The organism is Streptomyces sp. NPDC018263, from assembly GCF_055562575.1.
The window spans coordinates 174734-196009 of the sequence record NZ_JBVHFA010000002.1 but is presented as its reverse complement, the minus strand read 5'-3'; the positions used below and the strand labels follow the sequence as shown (position 1 = coordinate 196009).

The window sequence follows — 21276 nt, the reverse complement described above, 5'->3', positions numbered from 1 at the left end:
CCCCGTCACCCCTGGCGCGAGCCGGGGCGGAACTTCGGGACCCGTACGGTGATCTTCGTGCCGGCACCCACGCCGGTCTCGATGACCAGACCGTACGGGTCTCCGTACACCTGGCGCAGCCGGCGGTCGACGTTGCTGAGGCCGATGCCGGTGTCCGGGCCCGCCGTGCCGCGCAGCAGGGCGCGCAGGCGGTCCGGTTCCATGCCTACGCCGTTGTCCTCGATGACCACGCGGGCCTCGGTGCCCTCGTCCTCCGCGACGATCGTGATGCGGCCGCGCTCGGCGGACTCCTCCAGGCCGTGTTTGAGCGCGTTCTCCACGAGCGGTTGCAGGCACAGGAACGGCAGGGTCACCGGCAGCACCTCGGGGGCGATCCGCAGGGTGACTTCGAGGCGGCGGCCGAAGCGGGCGCGGGCGAGTTCGAGGTACTGCTCGATGGAGCGCAACTCCTCGGCGAGCGTGGTGAAGTCGCCGCCCCTGCGGAACGAGTAGCGGGTGAAGTCCGCGAACTCCAGCAGGAGTTCACGGGCCCGCTCGGGGTCGGTGCGCACGAACGAGGCGATGCTCGCCAGGGAGTTGTAGATGAAGTGGGGGGAGATCTGGGCGCGCAGGGCACGGATCTCGGCCTCGATCACGCTGGAGCGGGCCCGGTCCAGGTCGACGAGTTCGAGCTGCACGGAGACCCAGCGGGCGACCTCCTCGGCGGCCCGGCGCAGCCCCCCGGACTCCCCGCCCCCGAACGCGGCGAGCACCCCCACGACCCGCCCGTCCACGGTCAACGGCGTGAGCACCCCCTGCCGTACGGGACAGTCGGCGTGCGCGCAGTCCAGCTCCACCCGCTGAGTACGCCCCGCCCGCACCGCGGCGGCCAGCCGCCCGGTGACCTCGGCACGGTGATGCTCCCCCGCCCCGTCCCACGCGAGCACGGCCTCCTCGTCGGCGAGGGCGAGCGCCCCGGCCCCGAGCAACGGCCGCAACCGCCGCGCCGCCTTCCGGGCGGTGTCCTCGGTGAGCCCGGCCCGCAGCGGGGGCGCGGCCAGGGAGGCGGTGTGCAGGGTGTGAAAGGTGGCCTGCTCGACGGGGGTACCGGGGCCCGCCGGGTTCGCCTGCTGACGGCGGAGCGCGACATGACCCGACGCGGCCCCGAGCACGAACAGGGCAAGCCCCGCGACAGCCAGCAGCAACACCCCGAGCACGCTCAAGTCCGCCACCTCACACCCGCCCCTCAGGCAGATGCAGCCGTGCCATCGTGGCCGCCGTGCCGGCCGGCACCCGGTGTCGGGTGGCCAGGGAGACGAGGATCATCGCGGTGAAGCCGACCGGTACCGACCACACCGCGGGCCAGGCCAGGAGAGTGTGCGTCCAGCCGGAGCGCGGGGTGCCGGTGATGGTCACGGTGACGGCGGCGAGGGCTGAGCCACCGCCGAGCAGGAGGCCGGCGACGGCGCCGGGTGGGGTGAGGCCGCGCCACCAGATGCCGAGGATGAGCAGGGGGCAGAAGGAGGACGCGGAGACGGCGAAGGCCAGTTGGACCGCGTCGGCCACCGGCAGCCCGCCGACCACCGTCCCGGCGGCGGTGGGTACGGCGACGGCGGGGACGACGGCGAGCCGGAAGTGCCTCAGGCCCAGCGCCGGGAGCACGTCCTGCGCCAGCACCCCGGCGACGGACATGGTGAGCCCGGAGGCGGTGGAGAGGAAGGCCGCGCAGGCCCCGCCCGCGACCAGCGCGCCGAGGAGGTCGCCGCCGACCCCGCCGATCAGGCGTTGGGGCAGCACGAGTACCGCGGCGTCGGTGTCGCCGGTGAGCAGCAGGTCGGGCGCGTACAGCCGGGCCAGCGAGCCGTACAGCGGCATCAGCAGGTAGAACGCGCCGAGCAGGCCGAGCACGATGACGGTGGTGCGGCGGGCGGCGCGGCCGTCGGGGTTGGTGTAGAAGCGGACGACGACGTGCGGGAGACCCATGGTGCCGAGGAAGGTGGCGAGGATCAGCCCGTAGGTGGCGTACAGACCGTGTTCCCCGCGACTCGGGCCGAGCGAGGCGGAGCCCGCCGCCCGGTCGGGCAGCGGCACCTGGGCGCCCTGGGGAAAGCGGAGTTCGGTGTGCGCGCCGATGTGGTGGCGCCCCTCGGTGAGGGTGAGCGCGGCCGCGCGCAGCGGGTGGCCGTCGACGCTGCCGGTGGCGGTGACCCGTACGGGTTCCTGGACGGTGACGTTCACCGGGCGGTCGACGCGCACCTCGGTGGACCGGTGGAAGACGGGCCGCTCGTCCCAGGCGGGCAGCGGGGCGCGGTCGGCGTGCCAGGCGGCGAGCAGGAACACCACGGGCACCAGCAGGGCGGTGAGCTTGAGCCAGTACTGGAACGCCTGGACGAAGGTGATGCTGCGCATGCCCCCGGCCGCGACGGCGACGGTCACCACGACGGCGACGACCAGCCCTCCGAGCCAGCCGGGCGCCCCGGTGAGCAGCCGCAAGGTCAGCCCCGCGCCCCGCAGTTGAGGCAGCAGGTACAGCCAGCCGACGCCCACCACGAGCACCCCGGCGATCCGCCGCACCGCCCGCGACTCCAGCCGGGCCTCCGCGAAGTCGGGCAGCGTGTAGGCGCCGGACCGGCGCAGCGGGGCGGCGACGAAGGCCAGCAGGACGAGGAACCCGGCGGTGTAGCCGATGGGGAACCAGAGCATGTCCACGCCCTGGGCGAGCAGCAGCCCGGCGATGCCGAGGAAGGAGGCGGCGGACAGGTACTCCCCGCTCACCGCGAACGCGTTGAGCCGGGGCGCGACGGTACGGGAGGCGACGTAGAAGTCGGAGGTGGTCCGGGAGATCCGCAGCCCGAGCGCGCCGACGAGTGCCGTGGTGAGCACCACGGCGGACACCCCGGCGATTCCGTAGGTCTGGTTCAACGCCCGCTCACATCACCCTCGTTGCGCTCGGCACGGCGGACGTACCAGGCGCCGGTGGCGAGCAGCACGGGGTACGGCGCCACCCCCAGCAGCAGCCAGACGGCGCCCTGGCTCGTGCCACCGGCCGGCAGCAGCCGGAACACCAGAGGGAGGAGCCCGAGGGGCAGCGCGAGGAGGGAGCACGCGACGAGGCCGACGCGTATCTGACGACGCATCAACTTCCGTACGGTGGCGTCGTCGTGGACGGAGGAGTCCAGGTAGGCGCTCCGTGTACGCCCGGCGGGAGACCCGGTGACCACCTCCCGGCGCGGGGTGGGTTCCGCACCCATGACGCACCCCCCGAGGCCCCGGTGATCACCTTGTTGCGGCGAGTGTACGCAGCGCGTCCGCGGTGAGACAGGGCCCCGGCGGGTTCGGCACGGGGTCGCCACAGCGCACCGGGCTCAGCGGAGGCGGGCCGCGGTGCCGGTGGCGCGGCGGGCCAGGAGGTCGCGCAGTTCACGGGCGTTGCGACGGCTGACGGGAAGGACGCGGTCGCCGACCCGGACGGTCAGGTTGCCGCCGTCCAGCCGGAGTTCCTCTATCCGGGCGAGCGCGACCAGATGGCTGCGGTGGATGCGCACGAACCCGTGGGCGCGCCACTGCTCCTCCAGCGTGGACAGCGGTACGCGCACGAGGTGGCTGCCGCGCCGGGTGTGCAGCCGGGCGTAGTCCCCGTGCGCCTCGGCGTAGGCGATGTCGGCGACGGGCACGAACCGGGTCACCCCGCCCAGTTCCACCGGGACCTGCCCCCCGGAGGGCGGTGCGGCCGGCTGGGCGCGGGGGCCCTGGCCGGCGTGGGTCAGTTCGGCCACCCTGCGCACGGCCTCCGCGAACCGCTCCTCGCGCAGCGGCTTGAGGAGGTAGTCGACGGCCTTGAGGTCGAAGGCACGGACGGCGAAGTCCTCGTGGGCGGTGACGAAGACGATGAGCGGCGGTGCGGCGAACCCGCCCAGCAGACGGGCCAGTTCGAGGCCGTTGAGGCCCGGCATGTTGATGTCGAGGAAGACCACGTCGACCGCGTCCGCACCGCCCTCCACGGCCCGGCTGAGGGTGCGCAGCGCCTCGGTGGCCTCCAGCGCGGGCAGCACGCTGCCGACCCTGGGGTCCTGGTCGAGCAGGTACAGCAGCTCCGAGAGCGCGGGTTCCTCGTCGTCCACGGCGAGGACCCGCAACAGGCCCTCGCCGCTGCCGCCCTGTGTCCCGGTCTGCCGCGTCCCGCTCATCCCCGGCGATCCCTCTCTCCCGTGTCCGTGGGAGGAATGGTGGGCCCTCGCGCGGATGGCGTCCAGCACGGTGACGCGGCAGTTCACCGGGGCCGGGGTCAGACCACCGTCGCCGTCTCGTCGTCCTTCCCGGCGAACTGGGTGCGGTACAGCTCGGCGTACCGGCCCTGGGCCGCGAGGAGCTGGTCGTGGGTGCCGCGCTCCACGATCCGGCCGGCCTCCACGACGAGGATCTGGTCGGCGGCGCGGACGGTGGAGAGCCGGTGGGCGATGACGACGGCGGTGCGGTCCTGGAGGGCCTCGGTGAGGGCCTCCTGCACGGCCGCCTCGGAGGTGTTGTCGAGGTGGGCGGTGGCCTCGTCGAGGATGACGACGCGCTGGCGGGCGAGCAGCAGCCGGGCGATGGTCATGCGCTGGCGCTCGCCGCCGGAGAGCCGGTAGCCGCGCTCGCCCACGACCGTGTCGAGCCCGTCCGGCAGGGACCGTACGACCCCGTCCAGCCGGGCCCGGCCGAGCGCGTCCCACAGTTCGTCGTCGCCGGCGCCGGGGCGGGCGAGGAGCAGGTTGGCGCGGACGGTGTCGTGGAAGAGGTGGCCGTCCTGGGTGACCATGCCGACCGTGGCCCGCAGCGAAGTGGCGCTCAGGTCGCGCACGTCCGTCCCGCCGACCCGTACGGTCCCGCTGTCGGTGTCGTACAGGCGCGGCAGGAGCTGGGCGATGGTGGACTTGCCCGCGCCGGAGGAGCCGACCAGGGCGACGGTCTCGCCGGGCGCGGCGCGGAAGGAGACGCCGTGCAGTACCTCGGCGCCGCCGCGTACGTCGAGCGCGGCGACCTCCTCCAGCGAGGCGAGGGAGACCTTGTCGGCGGCCGGGTAGGCGAAGCGCACGTCGTCGAACTCGATGGCGACCGGGCCGTCCGGCACCGCGACCGCGTCGGGCTTCTCCGCGATGAGCGGCTTCAGGTCCAGCACCTCGAAGACCCGCTCGAAGCTGACCAGGGCGCTCATCACCTCCACTCTGGCCCCGGCGAGCGAGGTGAGCGGGGCGTAGAGCCGGGTGAGCAGCAGGGCGAGGGAGACGACGGCGCCGGCCTCCAGGGTGCCGCGCAGCGCGAACCAGCCGCCGAGGCCGTAGACGAGGGCGAGCGCGAGGGCGGAGACCAGGGTGAGGGCGGTGATGAACAGCGACTGGGCGGTGGCGGTGCGCACGCCGATGTCGCGGACCTGACGGGCCCGGGCGGCGAACTGGGCGGACTCCTCCTCGGGGCGGCCGAACAGCTTGACGAGGGTGGCGCCGGGCGCGGAGAAGCGTTCCGTCATCCGGGTGCCCATGGCCGCGTTCAGCTCGGCCGCCTCGCGCTGCATGCGGGCCATCCGGCTGCCCATGCGGCGGGCGGGCAGCACGAACACCGGCAGCAGGACCAGGGCGAGCAGGGTGATCTGCCAGGACAGGGTGAGCATGACGGCGAGGGTGAGCAGCAGGGTGACCACGTTGGTGACCACGCCGGACAGGGTGGAGGCGAAGGCCCGCTGGGCGCCGATCACGTCGTTGTTGAGGCGGCTGACCAGGGCTCCGGTGCGGGTACGGGTGAAGAAGGCGACGGGCATCCGCTGCACATGGTCGAAGACGGCGGTGCGCAGGTCGAGGATGAGCCCCTCCCCCAGAGTCGCCGACAGCCGCCGCACCAGGATGCCGAGCCCGGCCTCGGCGAGCGCGACCGCCGCGATGAGCAGCGACAGCCGGACCACCCGGCCGGAGTCGTGGCCCGCCACGATGGCGTCGACCACGCGTCCGGCGAGCACCGGGGTGGCGACCGCGAGCAGGGCGGTGACGATGCCGAGCAGGACGAACCGGGTGATGCCCGCGCGGTGCGGTCGGGCGAAGGCGGCGATGCGGCGCAGCGTGGCGCGGGCGAGGGGCCGGCGCTGCTGCTGCGCGGTCATCACGCTGTGCAGTTGCGTCCAGGCGGTGGTTTCCATGCTCATGCGTCCAACCTAGGACCTCAAGTTTGCTTGAGGTCAACCGTCCGGGGTCCGGGTGCGGCACAGTGTTCCCTCCAGCAGCGCGGCGAGGAGGAGTCCCGGTGACGGTTCGGGTGGAGAAGCGGGGCCAGGTGACGACGGTCGTCCTGTCGCGCCCGGCGGCACGCAATGCGGTGGACGGCCCCACAGCGGCCGAACTGGCCGCCGCCTTCCGGGCGTTCGACGCGGACGACGACGCGCGCGTGGCGGTGCTGTGGGGCGAGGGCGGCACGTTCTGCGCGGGCGCCGACCTGAAGGCGATCGGCACCGAGCGGGGCAACCGGGTCGCGCCGGACGGCGACGGCCCGATGGGCCCGACCCGGATGCGGCTGTCCAAGCCGGTGATCGCGGCCGTGGCCGGGCATGCCGTGGCGGGCGGTCTGGAGCTGGCTCTGTGGTGCGATCTCCGGGTGGCGGAGGAGGACGCGGTGTTCGGCGTCTTCTGCCGCCGCTGGGGCGTCCCCCTGATCGACGGCGGTACGGTACGGCTCCCCCGCCTGATCGGCACCGGCCGGGCCATGGACATGATCCTCACGGGCCGCCCGGTCCCGGCCGCCGAGGCGCACGCCATCGGCCTCGCGGACCGCGTCGTCCCGCCCGGCCGCGCCCGCGCCGAGGCCGAGGAACTGGCGGCGGCCATCGCCCGCTTCCCCCAGGACTGCCTGCGCTCCGACCGCGCCTCGGTGCTCGGCCAGGAAGGGCTGCCCGAGGAGGAGGCGATGCGCACTGAACTCCGGCTCGGAGCGGCCGTGTTGGACGAGTCGTTGCGCGGAGCCCGCCGGTTCGCCGAGGGCGCGGGGCGGCACGGGACGTTCGGCGAGGCGTGAACTCACGGGGAGACCACGCCCGACAGCGCCGGCACGGACCTCAGTGGTAGGTGATGACCCGTCCGTCCCTGCCGTCGTGCCCCCGTCGCCCCCAGGGGCCCCGACGGCCGTCGTCGCCGTCCTCGCCATCCGCCCCCGGCCGGCCCGTGGGCCCGATGGGACCCGGATCGCCGGACGGACCCGAGGGGCCGGGCGGACCGGGCGGACCCTGGTGGGTGCCGGTGCCGCCGTCCTCGAGGCTGACGCGCTCCATCCGCATCGCGTCGAGCTGCTGTTGGTGGGCGACGAGCAGGACCGCCTGCGCGGCCAGCACGACGGTCACCGCCGCGCCGGCCGCCATGCGGCGCGGCGAACCGCGCAATACCTCTTTCACGCTTCTCACGTCGAACCTCACGCTAGCTCGCCGGCGGGGCGACGGCGTCCTTGCCGTCCTTTCCGTCCTTGCCGTCCTTGCCGGGCGGCCCGTCCCTCCCGTCCGTGCCGTCCGTGCCGTCCTTTCCGGGTGGCCCGATGGGACCGGCGGGGCCGGTGGGGCCGGCCGGACCGGAGGGACCGGGAGGACCGGGCTCCAGGCCCTCCTGGAAGTCGACGGACTGCGTCTGCAACCCCTGGATCTGGAGGTGCTGTTCGACGATGACGGCCGACTGCACGACGAGCGCGATGGTCAGCGCGGCACCGAGCATCAAGGGGCGCCGCGGGCTGCGCAGCGCTTGAGTCACGCTTCTCATATTCATCCTCACGCTGAGTGACGAGCGTCAGTGTAAATGACGATATGTCAAGAAAAGCCAACTCCCACACCGAGTGTCCGCACGGCATTTCAGGGCCTCGCGCATGCGGCAGGATGACGGCACGCGCCCTTCGCCGGACCTTCGTACCGAGGGCACGTTCGCACATCCCGGACTTCGAGCAGGTGACAACGTGACGAGACTTCACAGCAGGCTCCACACCGCCGTTTCGGCCACCGGGGGCGCCCGGTGAACCGCACGCCGACCCTGGACGACCTGGTCCTCGCCGGTATCGCGCTGGCGGCCGGCCTCGTGCTGGCCTTTCTGTCCCGGACGGTGCTGCGGTGGCTGGCCAAGCACGCCAAGCGGACCCGGTGGAGCGGTGACGACGTCATCGTGGACGCGCTGCGCTCGGTCGTGCCGTGGGCCGCGATAGCGAGCGGCGTCGCGGTGGGCGCGGCCGTGCTGCCGCTGACCCGTACCGTGCAGCACCACGTCAACCAGTCCCTCCAGGTCTGGCTCATCTTCGTGGTGACCCTGTCGGCGGCGCGGGTGATCGCGGGCCTGGTGCGGAGCGTCACCCAGTCCCGCTCGGGCGTGGCGGGCTCGGCGACCATCTTCGTCAACATCACCCGCGTCCTGGTGCTGGCCATCGGCTTCCTGGTGGTGCTCCAGACCCTCGGCATCTCGATCGCCCCGCTGCTCACCGCCCTCGGCGTCGGCGGTCTGGCGGTCGCGCTGGCGCTCCAGGACACGCTGGCCAACCTGTTCGCCGGCATCCACATCCTCGCCTCCAAGACCGTGCAGCCCGGCGACTACATCCGGCTGAGCAGCGGCGAGGAGGGGTACGTCGTCGACATCAACTGGCGTCAGACGACCGTGCGCCAGCTCTCCAACAACCTGGTGGTCATCCCCAACGGCGAGCTCGCCAAGTCCAACATGACCAACTTCACCCGCCCCGAGCAGGAACTGACGGTGCTGGTGCAGGCGGGGGTGAGCTACGACTCGGACCTGGAGCACGTGGAGCGGGTGACGGCCGAGGTGGTCGACGAGGTGATGACCGAGATCACCGGCGCCGTCCCGGAGCACGAGGCCGCGATCCGCTTCCACACCTTCGGGGACTCGCGCATCGGGTTCACGATCATCCTGGGCGTCGGGGAGTTCAGCGACCAGTTCCGGATCAAGCACGAGTTCATCAAGCGGCTGCACCGCCGCTACCGCGAGGAGGGCATCCGTATCCCGGCCCCGACCCGTACGGTCGCGCTCCAGCCGGGCTCGGCGCTGATACCGCACCAGCGCACGGCCGACGACGTGACGGCACCGTCCCCGTCCTCGTCCGAGCAGTGAGCACGGTGGCGGCGCCCTCCCGGCGCCGCCACCTCTTTCAGTCCCCTCAGTCCCCCCGGTCCTCGGCCCCCGTGCCGCGCGACCAGCCCCGCCGCTCGCCCTCGTCGATGAGGTGCCGGCCCGCCGTCCACAGGGAGGCGGAGGCGTCCCCGATCACCGCCTTGCGGGCCCGCACGTCGTCGGCGGTGACACCGGGGGTGCGCCAGGTCCCGCCACGCGCCATCCAGTTGAGCAGCAGCGGCTGGAGCCGGTCCATCGCCTTGGCGAACCGGGCCTCGGGGGTGGCCCGCTCCTCGAACTCGTCCCACAGCGCCCGCATCCGCCGGGCCTGGTCGTCCGGGAGCAGCCGGAACAGTTCGTCGGCCGCGGCCGACTCCCGCTCCTGCTGGCCGGCGCCGCCCGCGCTGTCGTACAGCGGGGTGTCACCGGCGTAGATCTCCACCAGGTCGTGCAACAGCACCAGCTCCACGGTGTGGCCGACGTCGATGGGCTCGTCGGAGTGCTCGGCGAGGACCGCGACCATCATGGCCAGGTGCCAGGAGTGCTCGGCGTCGTTCTCCCGGCGGTCGGCCGCGGCGAGCGGCGACTGACGGAGCACGGTCTTGAGCCGGTCCACCTCCACCAGGAAGGTGAGCTGGGCGCGCAGCCGCTCCTCGATGCCGTCGGGCAGGGGCGTCTTGTCCACGAGCAGGTTCCGGGGTTCGTCACTCACCGGCTCATCGTGGCACGCGCGGCCGCGGCTCACGCCACCGGGCTTAAGCTCGAAATAGTATGACTTCCTCCCATGATCCCGAGCCGACGCCCGAGCCGGAGCCCTTCACGCCGCCCTCCCCCGCAGCCCTCGACGCCCGGCTCGACTCGATCACCCGGCAGCCGTTCCGGGCCAGGTTCCACCTGCGCGGCCGGGACCGGGTCACCGCCGAGCTGAAGGGCCCGGCCACCATCCGCTGGCACGCGTACGACCTGATCGCGGGGCGGCTCGCCCCGGCACAGCCGTACAAGGACGGCAAGCAGACCCCGTACCGGGGCCATCCCGTCTTCGTCGCCCAGCACGCCACCGGCACCTGCTGCCGGACCTGCCTGCAGCGCTGCCACGGCATCCCCAAGGGCCGGGACCTGACCCGCGCCGAGCATGTGTACGTCGTGGAGGTGATCTGCCGCTGGATCGAGCGGGAGATGACCGGCGGCGCGCGCTGACCGGTCGGGCCCGGACCCCTGTCGAAGCGGACCCGGTCACGAGATATCTTGATGTCGAGCAATGTTGCAGACGTGGAGCGGAGCACCCGGTGACTGACTCGACCATCATCTACACCTACACGGACGAAGCGCCGGCCCTGGCGACCCATTCGTTCCTGCCGGTGATCCAGGCGTACGCCGCGCAGGCCGGGGTCCCCGTGGAGACCCGCGACATCTCGCTGGCCGGGCGCATCATCGCCGTCTTCCCGGAGTACCTGGACGAGGACCAGCGCATCCCGGACGCGCTGGCCGAGCTGGGCGACCTGGCGAAGACGCCGGCCGCGAACATCGTCAAGCTGCCGAACATCTCGGCGTCGATCCCGCAGCTCAAGGCCGCCGTGGCCGAGCTTCAGGCCAAGGGCTACGCCCTGCCGGACTACCCCGAGGACCCGAAGACCGACGAGGAGCGCGAGGTCCGCGCCCGCTACGACAAGATCAAGGGTTCCGCGGTGAACCCGGTCCTGCGTGAGGGCAACTCCGACCGCCGCGCCCCCGCCTCGGTGAAGAACTACGCCAAGACCCACCCGCACCGCATGGGCGCCTGGACCCCCGAGTCCAGGACCAACGTGGCCACCATGGGCGAGAACGACTTCCGCTCCACCGAGAAGTCCACGGTGATCGCCGAGGACGGCACGCTCCGTATCGAGCTGGTCGCCGAGGACGGCACCACCACCGTGCTGCGCGAGTCGGTACCGGTCCGCAAGGACGAGGTCGTCGACGCCTCCGTGATGCACGTGGCCGAGCTGGAGCGGTTCCTCGCCGCGCAGGTCGCCCGCGCGAAGGAGGAGGGCGTCCTGTTCTCCGTGCACCTGAAGGCCACGATGATGAAGGTCTCCGACCCGATCGTCTTCGGCCACGTGGTGCGCGCCTTCTTCCCGAAGACGTTCGCCAAGTACGGCCAGACCCTGAAGTCGGCCGGCCTGTCCCCCAACGACGGCCTCGGCGGCATCTACAAGGGCCTGGAGAGCCTGCCGGAGGGCGCCGAGATCAAGGCGTCCTTCGACGCCGAGCTGGCCGAGGGCCCCGCCCTCGCCATGGTCGACTCCGACAAGGGCATCACCAACCTGCACGTCCCCTCGGACGTCATCGTGGACGCCTCCATGCCCGCGATGATCCGCACCTCCGGCCACATGTGGGGCCCGGACGGCGAGGAGCACGACACCCTCGCGGTGATCCCGGACTCCTCCTACGCCGGTGTCTACCAGGCCGTCATCGACGACTGCCGCGCCAACGGCGCCTACGACCCGTCCACCATGGGCACGGTCCCGAACGTCGGCCTGATGGCGCAGAAGGCCGAGGAGTACGGCTCGCACGACAAGACCTTCGAGGTCGCGACCGCGGGCACCGTCCGCGTGGTCGACGCGGACGGCAACGTGCTCATCGAGCAGCCGGTCGCCGCGGGCGACATCTTCCGCGCCTGCCAGACCAAGGACGACCCGATCCGCGACTGGGTCAAGCTGGCCGTCACCCGCGCCCGCGCCACCGGCGACCCGGCCGTCTTCTGGCTGGACGAGACCCGCGCGCACGACGCCAACCTGATCGCCAAGGTCAACCAGTACCTGACCGAGCACGACACCGAGGGCCTGGACATCCGCGTCCTGCCCCCGGTCGAGGCCGCCAAGCTGTCGGTGGAGCGCATCCGCCGCGGCGAGAACACCATCTCGGTGACCGGCAACGTGCTGCGCGACTACCTGACCGACCTCTTCCCGATCCTGGAGCTGGGCACCAGCGCCAAGATGCTGTCGGTCGTCCCGCTGATGGCGGGCGGCGGCCTGTTCGAGACCGGCGCCGGCGGCTCCGCCCCGAAGCACGTCCAGCAGCTCGTCAAGGAGAACTACCTGCGCTGGGACTCCCTCGGCGAGTTCTTCGCCCTGGTCCCCGCCTTCGAGCAGTACGCCGAGGCCACGGGCAACACCCGCGCCAAGGTCCTCGCCGACACCCTGGACCGCGCCACGGCGACCTTCCTCAACGAGGACAAGTCCCCGACCCGTCGCGTCGGCGGCATCGACAACCGCGGCAGCCACTTCTACCTGTCCCTGTACTGGGCGCAGGAGCTGGCCAGGCAGACCGACGACGCCGACCTGGCCAAGGCGTTCGCCCCGTTCGCCGAGGCCCTCGCGGCCGACGAGCAGAAGATCGTCGAGGAGCTGCTCGCGGTGCAGGGCTCCCCGGCCGACATCGGCGGCTACTACCAGCCGGAGAAGGCCAAGGCGGACGCGGTCATGCGCCCGTCGGCCACCTGGAACGCGGCGCTCGGCTCGCTGAGCTGACGCAAGCGGCAGCCGCACGCGCGTGCCCCGGCCGGACTCCTCCGGCCGGGGCACGGTCGTCACCGCGCTGTGCTGCGGCCGTGTTGCGGGGATGTGGGCGCACATGAAGTCCTCGTGTCGGGGTTCGTGCCGGGCTGTCCGGAGCTGTCCTGCCGTGCTTGTCTCGTGCCCGAACCCGCGCCCGCACCGCACGAGGAGCACCATGAGCAGTCAGCCCATCGACTCGGTCACCGCCGGCCACACCCCGGACGAACCGCCCGCCGGACCCGACACCTCGGCCTGGTCCTTCGAGACCCGGCAGATCCACGCCGGCGCGGTGCCCGACCCGGCGACCGGGGCGCGCGCCACGCCGATCTACCAGACCACGTCCTTCGTCTTCCAGGACACCCAGCACGCCGCGGACCTGTTCTCGCTCGCCGAGCCCGGCAACATCTACACCCGCATCCACAACCCGACACAGGACGTGTTCGAGCAGCGGATCGCGGCGCTGGAGGGCGGGGTCGCCGCCGTCGCGCTGGCCTCCGGGCAGGCCGCCGAGACGCTCGCCCTGCTGACCCTGGCGGGCGCGGGCGACCACATCGTCTCCAGCGCCTCGCTGTACGGCGGCACGTACAACCTGTTCCGGCACACCCTGCCGAGGCTGGGCATCGAGGTGTCCTTCGTGGACGACCCGGACGACGTGGACGCCTGGCGGGCCGCGCTCCGGCCGAACACCAAGGCGCTGTTCGCGGAGACCCTGGGCAACCCGCGCGGCAACGTGCTCGACGTACGGGCGGTCGCGGACGTGGCGCACGACGCGGGCGTGCCGCTGATCGTGGACAACACGGTGCCGACCCCCTATCTGCTGCGGCCCATCGAGCACGGCGCGGACATCGTGGTGCACTCCGCGACCAAGTTCCTCGGCGGGCACGGCACCGCCATCGCCGGTGTGGTGGTGGACGGCGGCACCTTCGACTTCGGCGCCCACCCCGAGCGCTTCCCGGACTTCTCCGAGCCCGACCCGAGCTACCACGGCCTGCGGTACTGGCCGGCGCTCGGTCCGGGCGCCTTCGCGGTCAAGCTGCGGGTGCAGTTGCTGCGCGACCTGGGCCCGGCGCTCTCGCCGCACTCGGCGTTCCTGCTGCTCCAGGGGGTGGAGACGCTGAGCCTGCGCCTGGAGCGGCACTCCGCCAACGCGCTGGCCCTGGCCGAGTGGCTTCAGGGCCGCGACGAGGTGGCCGCCGTCCACTATCCGGGCCTGGAGTCGAGCCCGTGGTACGAGGCCGGGCGGAAGTACCTCCCGCGCGGCGCCGGCGCCGTCGTCTCCTTCGAGCTGCGGGACGGGGTGGAGGCGGGCAAGCGGTTCGTGGACGCGGTGGAGCTGTTCAGCCACCTCGCCAACATCGGTGACGTGCGCAGCCTGATCATCCATCCCGCGTCCACCACCCACAGCCAGCTCGACGAGGAGCAGTTGACGGCGACCGGTACCTCGCCGGGGCTGGTCCGGCTGTCGGTGGGCATCGAGAGTCTGGCCGATCTGAAGGCGGACCTGGAGGCCGGGTTCCGCGCGGCCAAGGGCACCTCCTGAGCACCGTGCCGCGCGCCCGCCCCGCCCCGCTCCCGCCGGTCACCGGCGCCTGGCGGGACGGGGACCCGGCCGGGCGCCGCCGGTGGCACACCGCCGGTACGCCGCTTCGGCTGGAGGCGGGCGGTGAACTGCCGGGCGCGCGGCTGGCGTTCGAGACCTGGGGGCGGCCGGCGCCGGACCGGTCCAACGCCGTGCTGGTACTGCACGCGCTGACCGGCGACAGCCATGTGGCCGGTCCGGCCGGTCCGGGGCATCCCACGCCGGGCTGGTGGGACGCGCTGGTCGGGCCGGGCCGGGCGCTGGACACCGACCGCTGGTTCGTGGTCGCGCCGAACGTGCTCGGCGGCTGTCAGGGCAGCACCGGCCCGGCCTCTCCCCGGCCGGGCACCGGCCGGGTCTGGGGCGGGGCGTTCCCGTTCCTGACCCAGCGGGACCAGGTGGCGGCGGAGGCGGGGCTCGCGGACGCCCTCGGGATCGAGCGGTGGGCGCTGGTCGTCGGCGGCTCGATGGGCGGGATGCGCGCGGTGGAGTGGGCGGTGTCGTACCCGGACCGGGTCGGCGCGCTCCTGCTGCTGGCCACGGCAGCCGCGGCGAGCGCCGAACAGATCGCCTGGGCCGAGATCCAGTTGGGGGCCATCCGCGCCGACCCGCACTGGTACGGCGGCGACTATCACCATGCCGGACGCGGGCCGGTGGACGGACTCGGTCTGGCCCGCCGTCTGGCCCACGTGACCTACCGTGCGGAGGCGGAACTCCAGACCCGGTTCGGCCGGGCTGCGCAGGGTGCGGAGGACCCGTGGCACGGGGGCCGTTACCAGGTGGGCTCGTACTTGGACCACCATGCCGAGAAGCTCGTCCGGCGCTTCGACGCGGGGAGTTACGTGGTGCTGACCGAGGCGATGAACGCGCACGACGTGGGGCGCGGGAGGGGCGGTACGCGCTCGGCGCTGGCGGGGGTGCGGGCGCCGGCGCTGGTGGCCGGGGTGGACTCCGACCGGCTCTATCCGCTGTCCCAGCAGCGGGAGTTGGCCGCGCTGATCCCGTCGGCGGACGGGTTGCGGGTGGTGGAGTCGCCGTACGGGCACGACGGGTTCCTGATCGAGACGGAGCAGGTTGGCAGACTGGTGGCCGAGTTGCTGCGCTGATCCCTGGGAGCCGATGTGTCCGAGCCCTCGTTCGAGCTGTTGCCGGGTGACCCGGCGTCGCCGGTGCTGCTGCACGTACCGCACTCCGCGCGGGCGGTCCCGGCCGAGGTGCGGGCGGGGCTGCTGCTGGACGATGCCGCGCTGGAGCGGGAGTTGGACCACATCACGGACGCGCACACCGCCGAACTGGCGGAGCGTGCGGCCGAGTTGGCGGGGGTGCGGCCGTGGCGGCTGGTGAACCGGCTGTCGCGGCTGGTGGTGGACCCGGAGCGGTTCCCGGACGAGCGGGAGGAGATGCGCGCGGTGGGCATGGGCGCGGTGTACACCCGCACCACGCACCGGGAACCCCTGCGGGCCGAGGACATCGACCAAGGGCCTTTGATCCGGCAGTACTTCGAGCCGTACGCCCGCGCGGTCACCGAGGCGGTGTCGGAGCGGCTGGCGGCGGCCGGGCGGGCGGTGGTGATCGACGTCCACTCCTACCCGTCCCGCCCGCTGCCGTACGAGCTGCACGGCGAGGGCCCGCGCCCGGCGGTGTGCCTGGGCACGGACCCCTTCCACACCCCGCCGGGGCTGACGGCGGCGGCGCGGTCGGCGTTCTCGCCGTACGGGAAGACCGGGCTGGACAGCCCGTTCGGCGGCACGTACGTGCCCCTCGCGCACTACGGCCGGGAGCGGCGGGTGAGCGCGCTGATGGTGGAGATCCGCCGGGACACGTACATGACCGAGCCAGGCGGCCCGGCCGGAGCGGGCCTGGACCGACTGGCGGCCGCGCTGGCCGTGCTGGTGGACTCCGTCGGCTAGTTCTTCGGGCCGGCGTGGGCCGCCCAGTCGAGGATCTGCACGGCGGCGCCCGCGGCTTCGAGGCCCTGGCAGCGGCCGTGGTGGCGGAGGGCGATGCCGTCGAGGTCGAGGTGGGTGCCGAAGGCGGGGTGGGCGGCGAGGCGCCGGGCGTAGGACCACAGCGCGGTGAGGCCGGTGATCCGGTGCACGGCGGAGGCATCGAGGTGGCAGCGGTGCACGGTGTCGAGCTGGACCAGGGAGACCCAGAGGTGGATGTCGGCCGCGGTGAGCCGGCCCCCGGCCAGGTACTCCTCGCCGGTCAGCCGGCGCTCCAGCCGGGACAGGGTGTCGAGAAGCGCCTCCAGCGCGGCGGCCCGCCCGGCCGGGTCCTCGTCGGCGCGGCCCGCGCGCTGCGCGGCCTGTTCGATGCCCTCGGCGCAGAGCCGTTCCACGGCGTCGATGGTGGACTCCCAGCCGCGGGGCCGCAGCGGGGCGTCGCCGGCGCCCGGGAAGAGGTCCAGGTCGCGCAGGATGTCCGGCGCGTGGGTGCTGACGATGCGTCCGGACCAGGCGTCGCTGAGCACGGGGGCGGGTGCCGGGCCGGAGTAGCGGTGCGCGCTGGCCTCGTAGAGCGGGCGGAGCGCGGAGTGGCTGCCGTCCGGGGCGTCGGGGACGGCGGGGAGCAGGGTGACCGGACAGCTCGCGTCGAGACCGAGCAGGCTGTGGCCGATGGCGAGGCGCAGTCCGTCGGGGTCGGCGGTGGAGAGGTGGAGCCGGTAGCGGTGCGGCACGGCGTGGTGGCCGCTGTGGGGGTCCTGGCCGAGCCGCCCCCGGAAGGCGGAGCTGTGCCGGACGGTCGGAAGGGCGGTCGGCGCGGTGATGGGCATACGTACGTCTCCCCAGGGGCGAGGGCGCGCGCGGGCGCGCCTGCGGGAACAGCGGCGGCTGACGTGAGAGAGGAGTGCGGAGGACGGCGCGTGGACGGGCGAGGGCCCCAGGTCAGAGGCGCGGTCCGATGGCGCTGCACACGCGGAGCAGGTCGATGTGCAGGCGGGAGGTGAGAAGGGGGGCCTTGAGGAGGGGGGCGCGCGACGGCGTGCGGCCGCTGCGGCCGGTCACCGTCTCCAGGCGCCTCATGGGTCCCCACCTGTTCGCTGGACTTCCCCGACCTGGAGTGTCGGCCCGCGCCGGACGCCGCGTCAAGAGGGGGTCCATCCCTGGGGCACGGCCTTACGTACCATCGCTCCCATGAGCCAGATCCTCTCCATCGCCCGCCCCGACAGCGTCCGGAGCGTGCGCCTGGACACCGGCCGGGGGACGTTCGCCGCGTTCACGGCCGCTCCCCCGGCGGTCCCGCGCGGTACGGCCCTGCTGGTGCCGGGCTTCAACGGCAGCAAGGAGGACTTCCTCCCGCTGCTGCCGGGGCTGGCCGGGGTGGGCTACCGGGTGGTCGCCATCGACCAGCGGGGCCAGTACGAGACGGGCCCGGCGTCGAAGGACCCGTCGTACGCGCCCGAGGATCTGGCGTCGGACGTGATCGCACTGGCGGCAACGCTGGGCCCGGTACATCTGGTGGGCCACTCCTACGGGGGGCTGGTGTCGCGGTTGGCCGTGCTGAACTCTGCGTCTCCCGCGGATACCTGGGCCTCGCTGACGCTGCTGAACTTCGGCCCGGCGGCCGTGGCGGAGTCGACGCGGGAGCGTCTGCGGCTGCTGCTGGACGCCCTGCGCACGACCCCGGTCCCGGACCTGTGGCCCTTCCTCCGCCCGGAGGACGGCGGGGTCTCCGAGGAGGTGCTCTCGTTCCTCTCGGACCGCTGGGCCCGCAACGCCCCGGAGGCCCTGCGCCTGGCCGCCGAACGGATGATCACCGAGCCGGACCGCAGCGAGGCGCTGCGCGGGTGCGGCATTCCCCTGTCGGTCGTCTTCGGCACCCCCGAGGAGACCTGGCCTGAGCGGGAAGCGGAGGCGATGGCACGGGAACTGGGCGCCCGCTACACGGAGATCACGGGCGGCGGCCACTCACCGAACGTGTACGAACCGGAAGCGGTGATCGAGGCGTTGACGTCGTTCTGGAACGCGTAACGCGGGGTGCTCAGTGCGTAGTGGAAGGGTCTGCCCTACTGTTCCGCCATGAGCAACTCCGCCGCTGCCGCCATCCTCACGACGGCCGACCTCTCCGAAGCGATCCGCGCGGTGCGCACCCTGCTGAGCTGGGCGGACGCTGACCAGGCGGAGGTCGACTTCGAGGGGGTGATCCGGTCGCGGGACACCCTGACGCGCGTACGCCAGGTGCTCCCCGACCTCAAGTGGCGGGCCGAGGCCGGCGAGCAGCACGGCTCGTCGGGCGCCGGTGACGATCCCGCCGGCTGCCTGCCCGTCCAGATCTTCGACTGGAATCGCCCATCGGCCTGCGCCGAACCCTTCATCGAGGCGCTGGGGCCGGACTCGACGGCTGCCGTCCGCTGGGATCTGGACGCCTGGCGCCCGGTCCCGGAAGCGGGGCTGGACGAGATCAGCCATAAGTACGCCTACCTCACCCTGAGCCTGTACTCCCGCGATCTCTACCAGGAGGAACCCTCCGGGGACCACACGGTGCACGTGCACGTCCGGGACCGCGACGGCGACCACACCGACCGCGTCCACTGGCTCGCGGGCCAGGTGGGGGGCCGGTTCACGGGGAGGGTGCAGGTGGCCGCGCTGTAGCCCCCGGCAATTCGGTCGACACCGCTTCCCGGCTACGGGAGACTCCCGGCGATGACTCGACAGACCGACACGCCTCCCACCTGGGACGAGCGTACGCAGCTGACCACGTTCCTCGACTACGCCCGCGACACCGCACGAGCCAAGTGCGAGGGGGTCTCCGCCGAAGACGCCCGCCGGGCCCCGCTGCCGGGCTCCCCCTTGATGACCCTGTGCGGGCTGATCAGCCACCTCCGCTGGGTCGAGCACTACTGGTTCGAGGTGATGTTCCTGGGCGAGGACCCGGCAGGCCCCCTCACCGAGGCCACCGACGAAGACCCCGACCCCGAAATGCGCACAGCGGTGGACATCCCGCTCCCCCAACTCCTCGCCGACTACGAGTCCCAGAGCAGCCGCTACCGCCGCCTGGTCTCGGACCACGACCTGAACACCCCCGCCAAACGCCCCATCAGCAACGGCGACCACGTCGACCTCCGATGGGTCCTCCTCCACCTCATCGAGGAAACCTCCCGGCACAACGGCCACTTGGATGTCGTACGCGAGCTCCTCGACGGACGAACCGGCGTGTAGGGGCGCGGGAGATCACCATCCCGCGCCCCCGCTGTTCACGGCTCCGGGCGCAACAGCCCCCGGCGGTAGGCCGGGACTAAATTCAGCGCCCGGTGTACGGCAACAGGGCCATTTCGCGGGCGTTCTTGATGGCGGCGCCCACCTGGCGCTGCTGCTGGGCGGTCACGCGGGTGACCCGGCGGCTGCGGATCTTGCCCCGGTCGGAGATGAACTTCCGCAGCAGGTCCGTGTCCTTGTAGTCGATGTACGTGATGTCGGCGGCGTCCAGGGGGTTGGGCCGGGGGCGAGTGGGGTGGCGTGGCATGGTGCGGGCTCCTTCAGCGGGTCACACGGCGGGGTCGAGGAACTGGTCGAAGGCGGCCGGGAAGCGTTTCCAGGACTCCGCGCCGCCCGCCATCTCCGCGTCCGTGAGCAGGCAGGAGTCCAGAACCGTGGCGAGGCCGTCGCGGTCGAGGTCGGGCGAGGTGAAGACGAGGTGCTGACAGCGGTCGCCGTGCTCCGGGTGCCAGTCCAGCGCGGCGGCGGCACGCCGTACCGGCGGCACCAGCTCCCAGGCGGCGTCGGGCAGGGCGGCGAGCCAGGGACCCGCGCTCTCGACGCAGAGCGCACCCCCCGCCGCGTCCCAGGAGAGCAGCGTGTCCGGGCGGTCCGCGAGCCAGAAGCGCCCCCGGCTGCGGGCGGCCGCACAGCACAGTTCCTCCAGCGCGGAGTAGAGCCGACCGGGATGGAAGGGCCGCCGGTGGCGGTAGACCAGGGTGGCGACCCCGGCCGACTCCGCGTCCTGCGGAAGCAGCGCGCACGCGGGATGCTGGGCCGCCGCCGCGGACTCCACGTCGAACCCGGCGAAGGCCAGCCGGGCCGGCTCCGGCGAGTCCAGCGCGACGCGAAGGGCCGTCGGGTGGAGCTGCTCCAGCAGCGCGAGGTCGGCCGCTTCGGCCTCGCCGGGCTCGGCCAGGACATGCACCGCCGGGTACTCCAACTGCCGGGCGAACGTGTCCCCGACGGTGCGCTGATCGGTCGCCGCCGCCGCGAGCCCCGCCTCCGCGAGGTCGTCCCCGTTGCCGAGGCAGGCGAGCAGCAGGGCCGGTTCGACGGCCGTCATGACGTTGGTGAGCCGCAGGAACCCCTCACCGTGCGCGGCGACGAGTTCGGCCATCGCGCGCGGCTCGACGGAGTCCCACAGCTCGACCACCGCCAGCCGGGTCGTCCCGCCCTCGGCCAGCCGCCGCAGCTCGGGCAGCAGATCCTCGCGCAGCGCGCAGCAGGCGCAGTCGTTGACCAGCGGGGTCTCACCGGTGGACCAGAGCCCCGACGCGTCCCGCACACTCCGGCGCACCGTGCCCGTCGCGGCCGTCGACAGGTCGTGGTGCAGGGCCGCGCTGCCGGGCACGTCGCACAGCAGCCGGTCGACGGTGCGGCGCCGGGCCTTGGCGTGCAGCCCGGCCACGATGACGACAGCGAGTTCCCCGGTCATCGGCCCCCTCCGTACCGGCGCTCGAAGCGCTCGACGCGGCCGGCGGTGTCCAGCACGCGGGCGGTGCCGGTGTAGAAGGGGTGGCTCGCCGAGGAGACCTCGACGTCGACCACCGGATAGACGTTGCCGTCCTCCCACTCCACGCTGCGCTCGCTGGTCATGGTGGACCGGGTGAGAAAGGCGAACCCCGCAGCGCGGTCACGGAAGACGACGGGGGCGTACGGCGGGTGGATACCGGGTTTCATGGCGGATTCCTCTGCTGGTTCGGGGAGTTCAGCGCTCTTCGCGGAAGTCGACGTGCCGGCGCACGGCCGGGTCGTACTTGCGCAGCGTCATGCGGTCGGGGTCGTTCCGCCGGTTCTTCCGGGTCACGTACGTGTAGCCGGTGCCGGCGGTCGAACGGAGTTTGACGATCGGGCGGATCTCGTTGCGAGCCATGGGG

At 73.0% G+C, this 21276-nt stretch carries 24 protein-coding genes; 10 read left to right on the top strand and 14 right to left on the bottom strand.

The genetic code is table 11. From position 1 onward, the window contains the following. Window positions 1–5 precede the first annotated feature (5 nt). From ACZ3HQ_RS05750 to ACZ3HQ_RS05730, 5 genes are all read right to left on the bottom strand, one after another. On the bottom strand, window positions 6–1202 hold the full coding sequence (locus ACZ3HQ_RS05750) for a sensor histidine kinase (protein ID WP_467509050.1): 1197 nt from the start codon (window positions 1200–1202) through the stop codon (window positions 6–8). Between the two features lie 10 nt (window positions 1203–1212). Continuing rightward, on the bottom strand, window positions 1213–2901 hold the full coding sequence (locus ACZ3HQ_RS05745; protein WP_467508334.1) for a sodium/solute symporter: 1689 nt from the start codon (window positions 2899–2901) through the stop codon (window positions 1213–1215). Further along, the gene (locus ACZ3HQ_RS05740) at window positions 2898–3230 is read right to left on the bottom strand and encodes a hypothetical protein (protein WP_467508332.1); all 333 of its coding nucleotides are present in this window, start codon (window positions 3228–3230) and stop codon (window positions 2898–2900) included. Before ACZ3HQ_RS05740 ends, ACZ3HQ_RS05745 begins: the two co-directional genes overlap by 4 nt. A 114-nt stretch (window positions 3231–3344) precedes the next feature. Continuing rightward, window positions 3345–4166 carry a LytR/AlgR family response regulator transcription factor gene (locus ACZ3HQ_RS05735; RefSeq protein ID WP_467508330.1) on the bottom strand — a complete coding sequence of 274 codons (822 nt, stop codon included), beginning with the start codon at window positions 4164–4166 and terminating at the stop codon, window positions 3345–3347. Window positions 4167–4264: 98 nt separating this feature from the next. Further along, window positions 4265–6151 carry an ABC transporter ATP-binding protein gene (locus ACZ3HQ_RS05730; protein ID WP_467508328.1) on the bottom strand — a complete coding sequence of 629 codons (1887 nt, stop codon included), beginning with the start codon at window positions 6149–6151 and terminating at the stop codon, window positions 4265–4267. A gap of 98 nt (window positions 6152–6249) precedes the next feature. Between ACZ3HQ_RS05730 and ACZ3HQ_RS05725 the strand changes: the two genes are divergently transcribed. Continuing rightward, on the top strand, window positions 6250–7014 hold the full coding sequence (locus tag ACZ3HQ_RS05725; protein ID WP_467508326.1) for a crotonase/enoyl-CoA hydratase family protein: 765 nt from the start codon (window positions 6250–6252) through the stop codon (window positions 7012–7014). A 40-nt stretch (window positions 7015–7054) separates the two neighbouring features. Here ACZ3HQ_RS05725 and ACZ3HQ_RS05720 read toward each other — a convergent pair whose 3' ends face one another. After that, window positions 7055–7396, bottom strand: coding sequence for a hypothetical protein (locus tag ACZ3HQ_RS05720; RefSeq protein ID WP_467508323.1), 342 nt, complete (start codon window positions 7394–7396; stop codon window positions 7055–7057). A 13-nt stretch (window positions 7397–7409) separates the two neighbouring features. Further along, on the bottom strand, window positions 7410–7733 hold the full coding sequence (locus ACZ3HQ_RS05715) for a hypothetical protein (protein ID WP_467508321.1): 324 nt from the start codon (window positions 7731–7733) through the stop codon (window positions 7410–7412). A 255-nt stretch (window positions 7734–7988) separates the two neighbouring features. Here ACZ3HQ_RS05715 and ACZ3HQ_RS05710 point away from each other — a divergent pair, with 255 nt between their 5' ends. Next, window positions 7989–9086, top strand: a complete 1098-nt coding sequence (locus ACZ3HQ_RS05710) for a mechanosensitive ion channel family protein (RefSeq protein ID WP_467508319.1) — start codon at window positions 7989–7991, stop codon at window positions 9084–9086. A 46-nt stretch (window positions 9087–9132) separates the two neighbouring features. On the opposite strand, the gene ACZ3HQ_RS05705 is transcribed toward ACZ3HQ_RS05710, so the two are convergent. After that, window positions 9133–9798 (bottom strand): HD domain-containing protein, encoded by a 666-nt coding sequence (locus ACZ3HQ_RS05705; protein WP_467508317.1) that lies wholly within the window; start codon window positions 9796–9798, stop codon window positions 9133–9135. A gap of 59 nt (window positions 9799–9857) precedes the next feature. On the opposite strand from ACZ3HQ_RS05705, the gene ACZ3HQ_RS05700 reads away from it, so the two are divergent. The 5 genes from ACZ3HQ_RS05700 to ACZ3HQ_RS05680 all read left to right on the top strand — a co-directional run bounded on the left by ACZ3HQ_RS05700 (window position 9858) and on the right by ACZ3HQ_RS05680 (window position 16108). Beyond that, on the top strand, window positions 9858–10283 hold the full coding sequence (locus ACZ3HQ_RS05700; RefSeq protein ID WP_467508315.1) for a DUF4186 domain-containing protein: 426 nt from the start codon (window positions 9858–9860) through the stop codon (window positions 10281–10283). 89 nt (window positions 10284–10372) lie between these two features. Continuing rightward, window positions 10373–12592, top strand: a complete 2220-nt coding sequence (locus ACZ3HQ_RS05695; RefSeq protein WP_467508313.1) for an NADP-dependent isocitrate dehydrogenase — start codon at window positions 10373–10375, stop codon at window positions 12590–12592. Between the two features lie 202 nt (window positions 12593–12794). Then, complete coding sequence (locus ACZ3HQ_RS05690) at window positions 12795–14159, top strand: bifunctional o-acetylhomoserine/o-acetylserine sulfhydrylase (RefSeq protein WP_467508311.1); 1365 nt, start codon at window positions 12795–12797, stop codon at window positions 14157–14159. Window positions 14160–14164: 5 nt separating this feature from the next. After that, window positions 14165–15304, top strand: coding sequence for a homoserine O-acetyltransferase MetX (gene metX, locus ACZ3HQ_RS05685; RefSeq protein ID WP_467508309.1), 1140 nt, complete (start codon window positions 14165–14167; stop codon window positions 15302–15304). 15 nt (window positions 15305–15319) lie between these two features. Beyond that, a complete protein-coding gene (locus tag ACZ3HQ_RS05680; RefSeq protein ID WP_467508307.1) occupies window positions 15320–16108 on the top strand; it encodes an N-formylglutamate amidohydrolase in 789 nt (262 codons plus the stop codon). Here ACZ3HQ_RS05680 and ACZ3HQ_RS05675 read toward each other — a convergent pair. Both ACZ3HQ_RS05675 and ACZ3HQ_RS05670 read right to left on the bottom strand, forming a co-directional pair. Beyond that, entirely contained in the window at window positions 16105–16974 is an 870-nt protein-coding gene (locus ACZ3HQ_RS05675; RefSeq protein WP_467508305.1) for a glutathione S-transferase C-terminal domain-containing protein, read from the bottom strand. The two genes, ACZ3HQ_RS05680 and ACZ3HQ_RS05675, sit on opposite strands and share 4 nt — an antisense overlap. A 112-nt stretch (window positions 16975–17086) precedes the next feature. Further along, window positions 17087–17224 (bottom strand): putative leader peptide, encoded by a 138-nt coding sequence (locus ACZ3HQ_RS05670; protein ID WP_467508303.1) that lies wholly within the window; start codon window positions 17222–17224, stop codon window positions 17087–17089. Window positions 17225–17335: 111 nt separating this feature from the next. On the opposite strand from ACZ3HQ_RS05670, the gene ACZ3HQ_RS05665 reads away from it, so the two are divergent. The 3 genes from ACZ3HQ_RS05665 to ACZ3HQ_RS05655 are packed head-to-tail and all read left to right on the top strand — an operon-like array spanning window position 17336 to window position 19360. Then, on the top strand, window positions 17336–18172 hold the full coding sequence (locus tag ACZ3HQ_RS05665) for an alpha/beta fold hydrolase (protein WP_467508302.1): 837 nt from the start codon (window positions 17336–17338) through the stop codon (window positions 18170–18172). A 48-nt stretch (window positions 18173–18220) separates the two neighbouring features. Beyond that, window positions 18221–18793: a hypothetical protein gene (locus tag ACZ3HQ_RS05660; RefSeq protein WP_467508301.1), complete on the top strand. Its 573-nt coding sequence runs from the start codon at window positions 18221–18223 to the stop codon at window positions 18791–18793. Window positions 18794–18844: 51 nt separating this feature from the next. Beyond that, complete coding sequence (locus ACZ3HQ_RS05655; protein WP_467508300.1) at window positions 18845–19360, top strand: DinB family protein; 516 nt, start codon at window positions 18845–18847, stop codon at window positions 19358–19360. Between the two features lie 82 nt (window positions 19361–19442). Here ACZ3HQ_RS05655 and rpsR read toward each other — a convergent pair whose 3' ends face one another. The 4 genes from rpsR to rpmG are packed head-to-tail and all read right to left on the bottom strand — an operon-like array spanning window position 19443 to window position 21272. Then, window positions 19443–19664, bottom strand: a complete 222-nt coding sequence (gene rpsR, locus ACZ3HQ_RS05650; RefSeq protein WP_467508298.1) for a 30S ribosomal protein S18 — start codon at window positions 19662–19664, stop codon at window positions 19443–19445. A gap of 21 nt (window positions 19665–19685) precedes the next feature. Next, window positions 19686–20834 carry a GTP-binding protein gene (locus ACZ3HQ_RS05645; RefSeq protein WP_467508296.1) on the bottom strand — a complete coding sequence of 383 codons (1149 nt, stop codon included), beginning with the start codon at window positions 20832–20834 and terminating at the stop codon, window positions 19686–19688. Next, window positions 20831–21079: a type B 50S ribosomal protein L31 gene (locus tag ACZ3HQ_RS05640; protein ID WP_467508294.1), complete on the bottom strand. Its 249-nt coding sequence runs from the start codon at window positions 21077–21079 to the stop codon at window positions 20831–20833. The genes ACZ3HQ_RS05645 and ACZ3HQ_RS05640 overlap by 4 nt, the downstream gene beginning before the upstream one ends. Window positions 21080–21107: 28 nt before the next feature. After that, entirely contained in the window at window positions 21108–21272 is a 165-nt protein-coding gene (rpmG, locus tag ACZ3HQ_RS05635) for a 50S ribosomal protein L33 (RefSeq protein WP_467508292.1), read from the bottom strand. Window positions 21273–21276 lie beyond the last annotated feature (4 nt).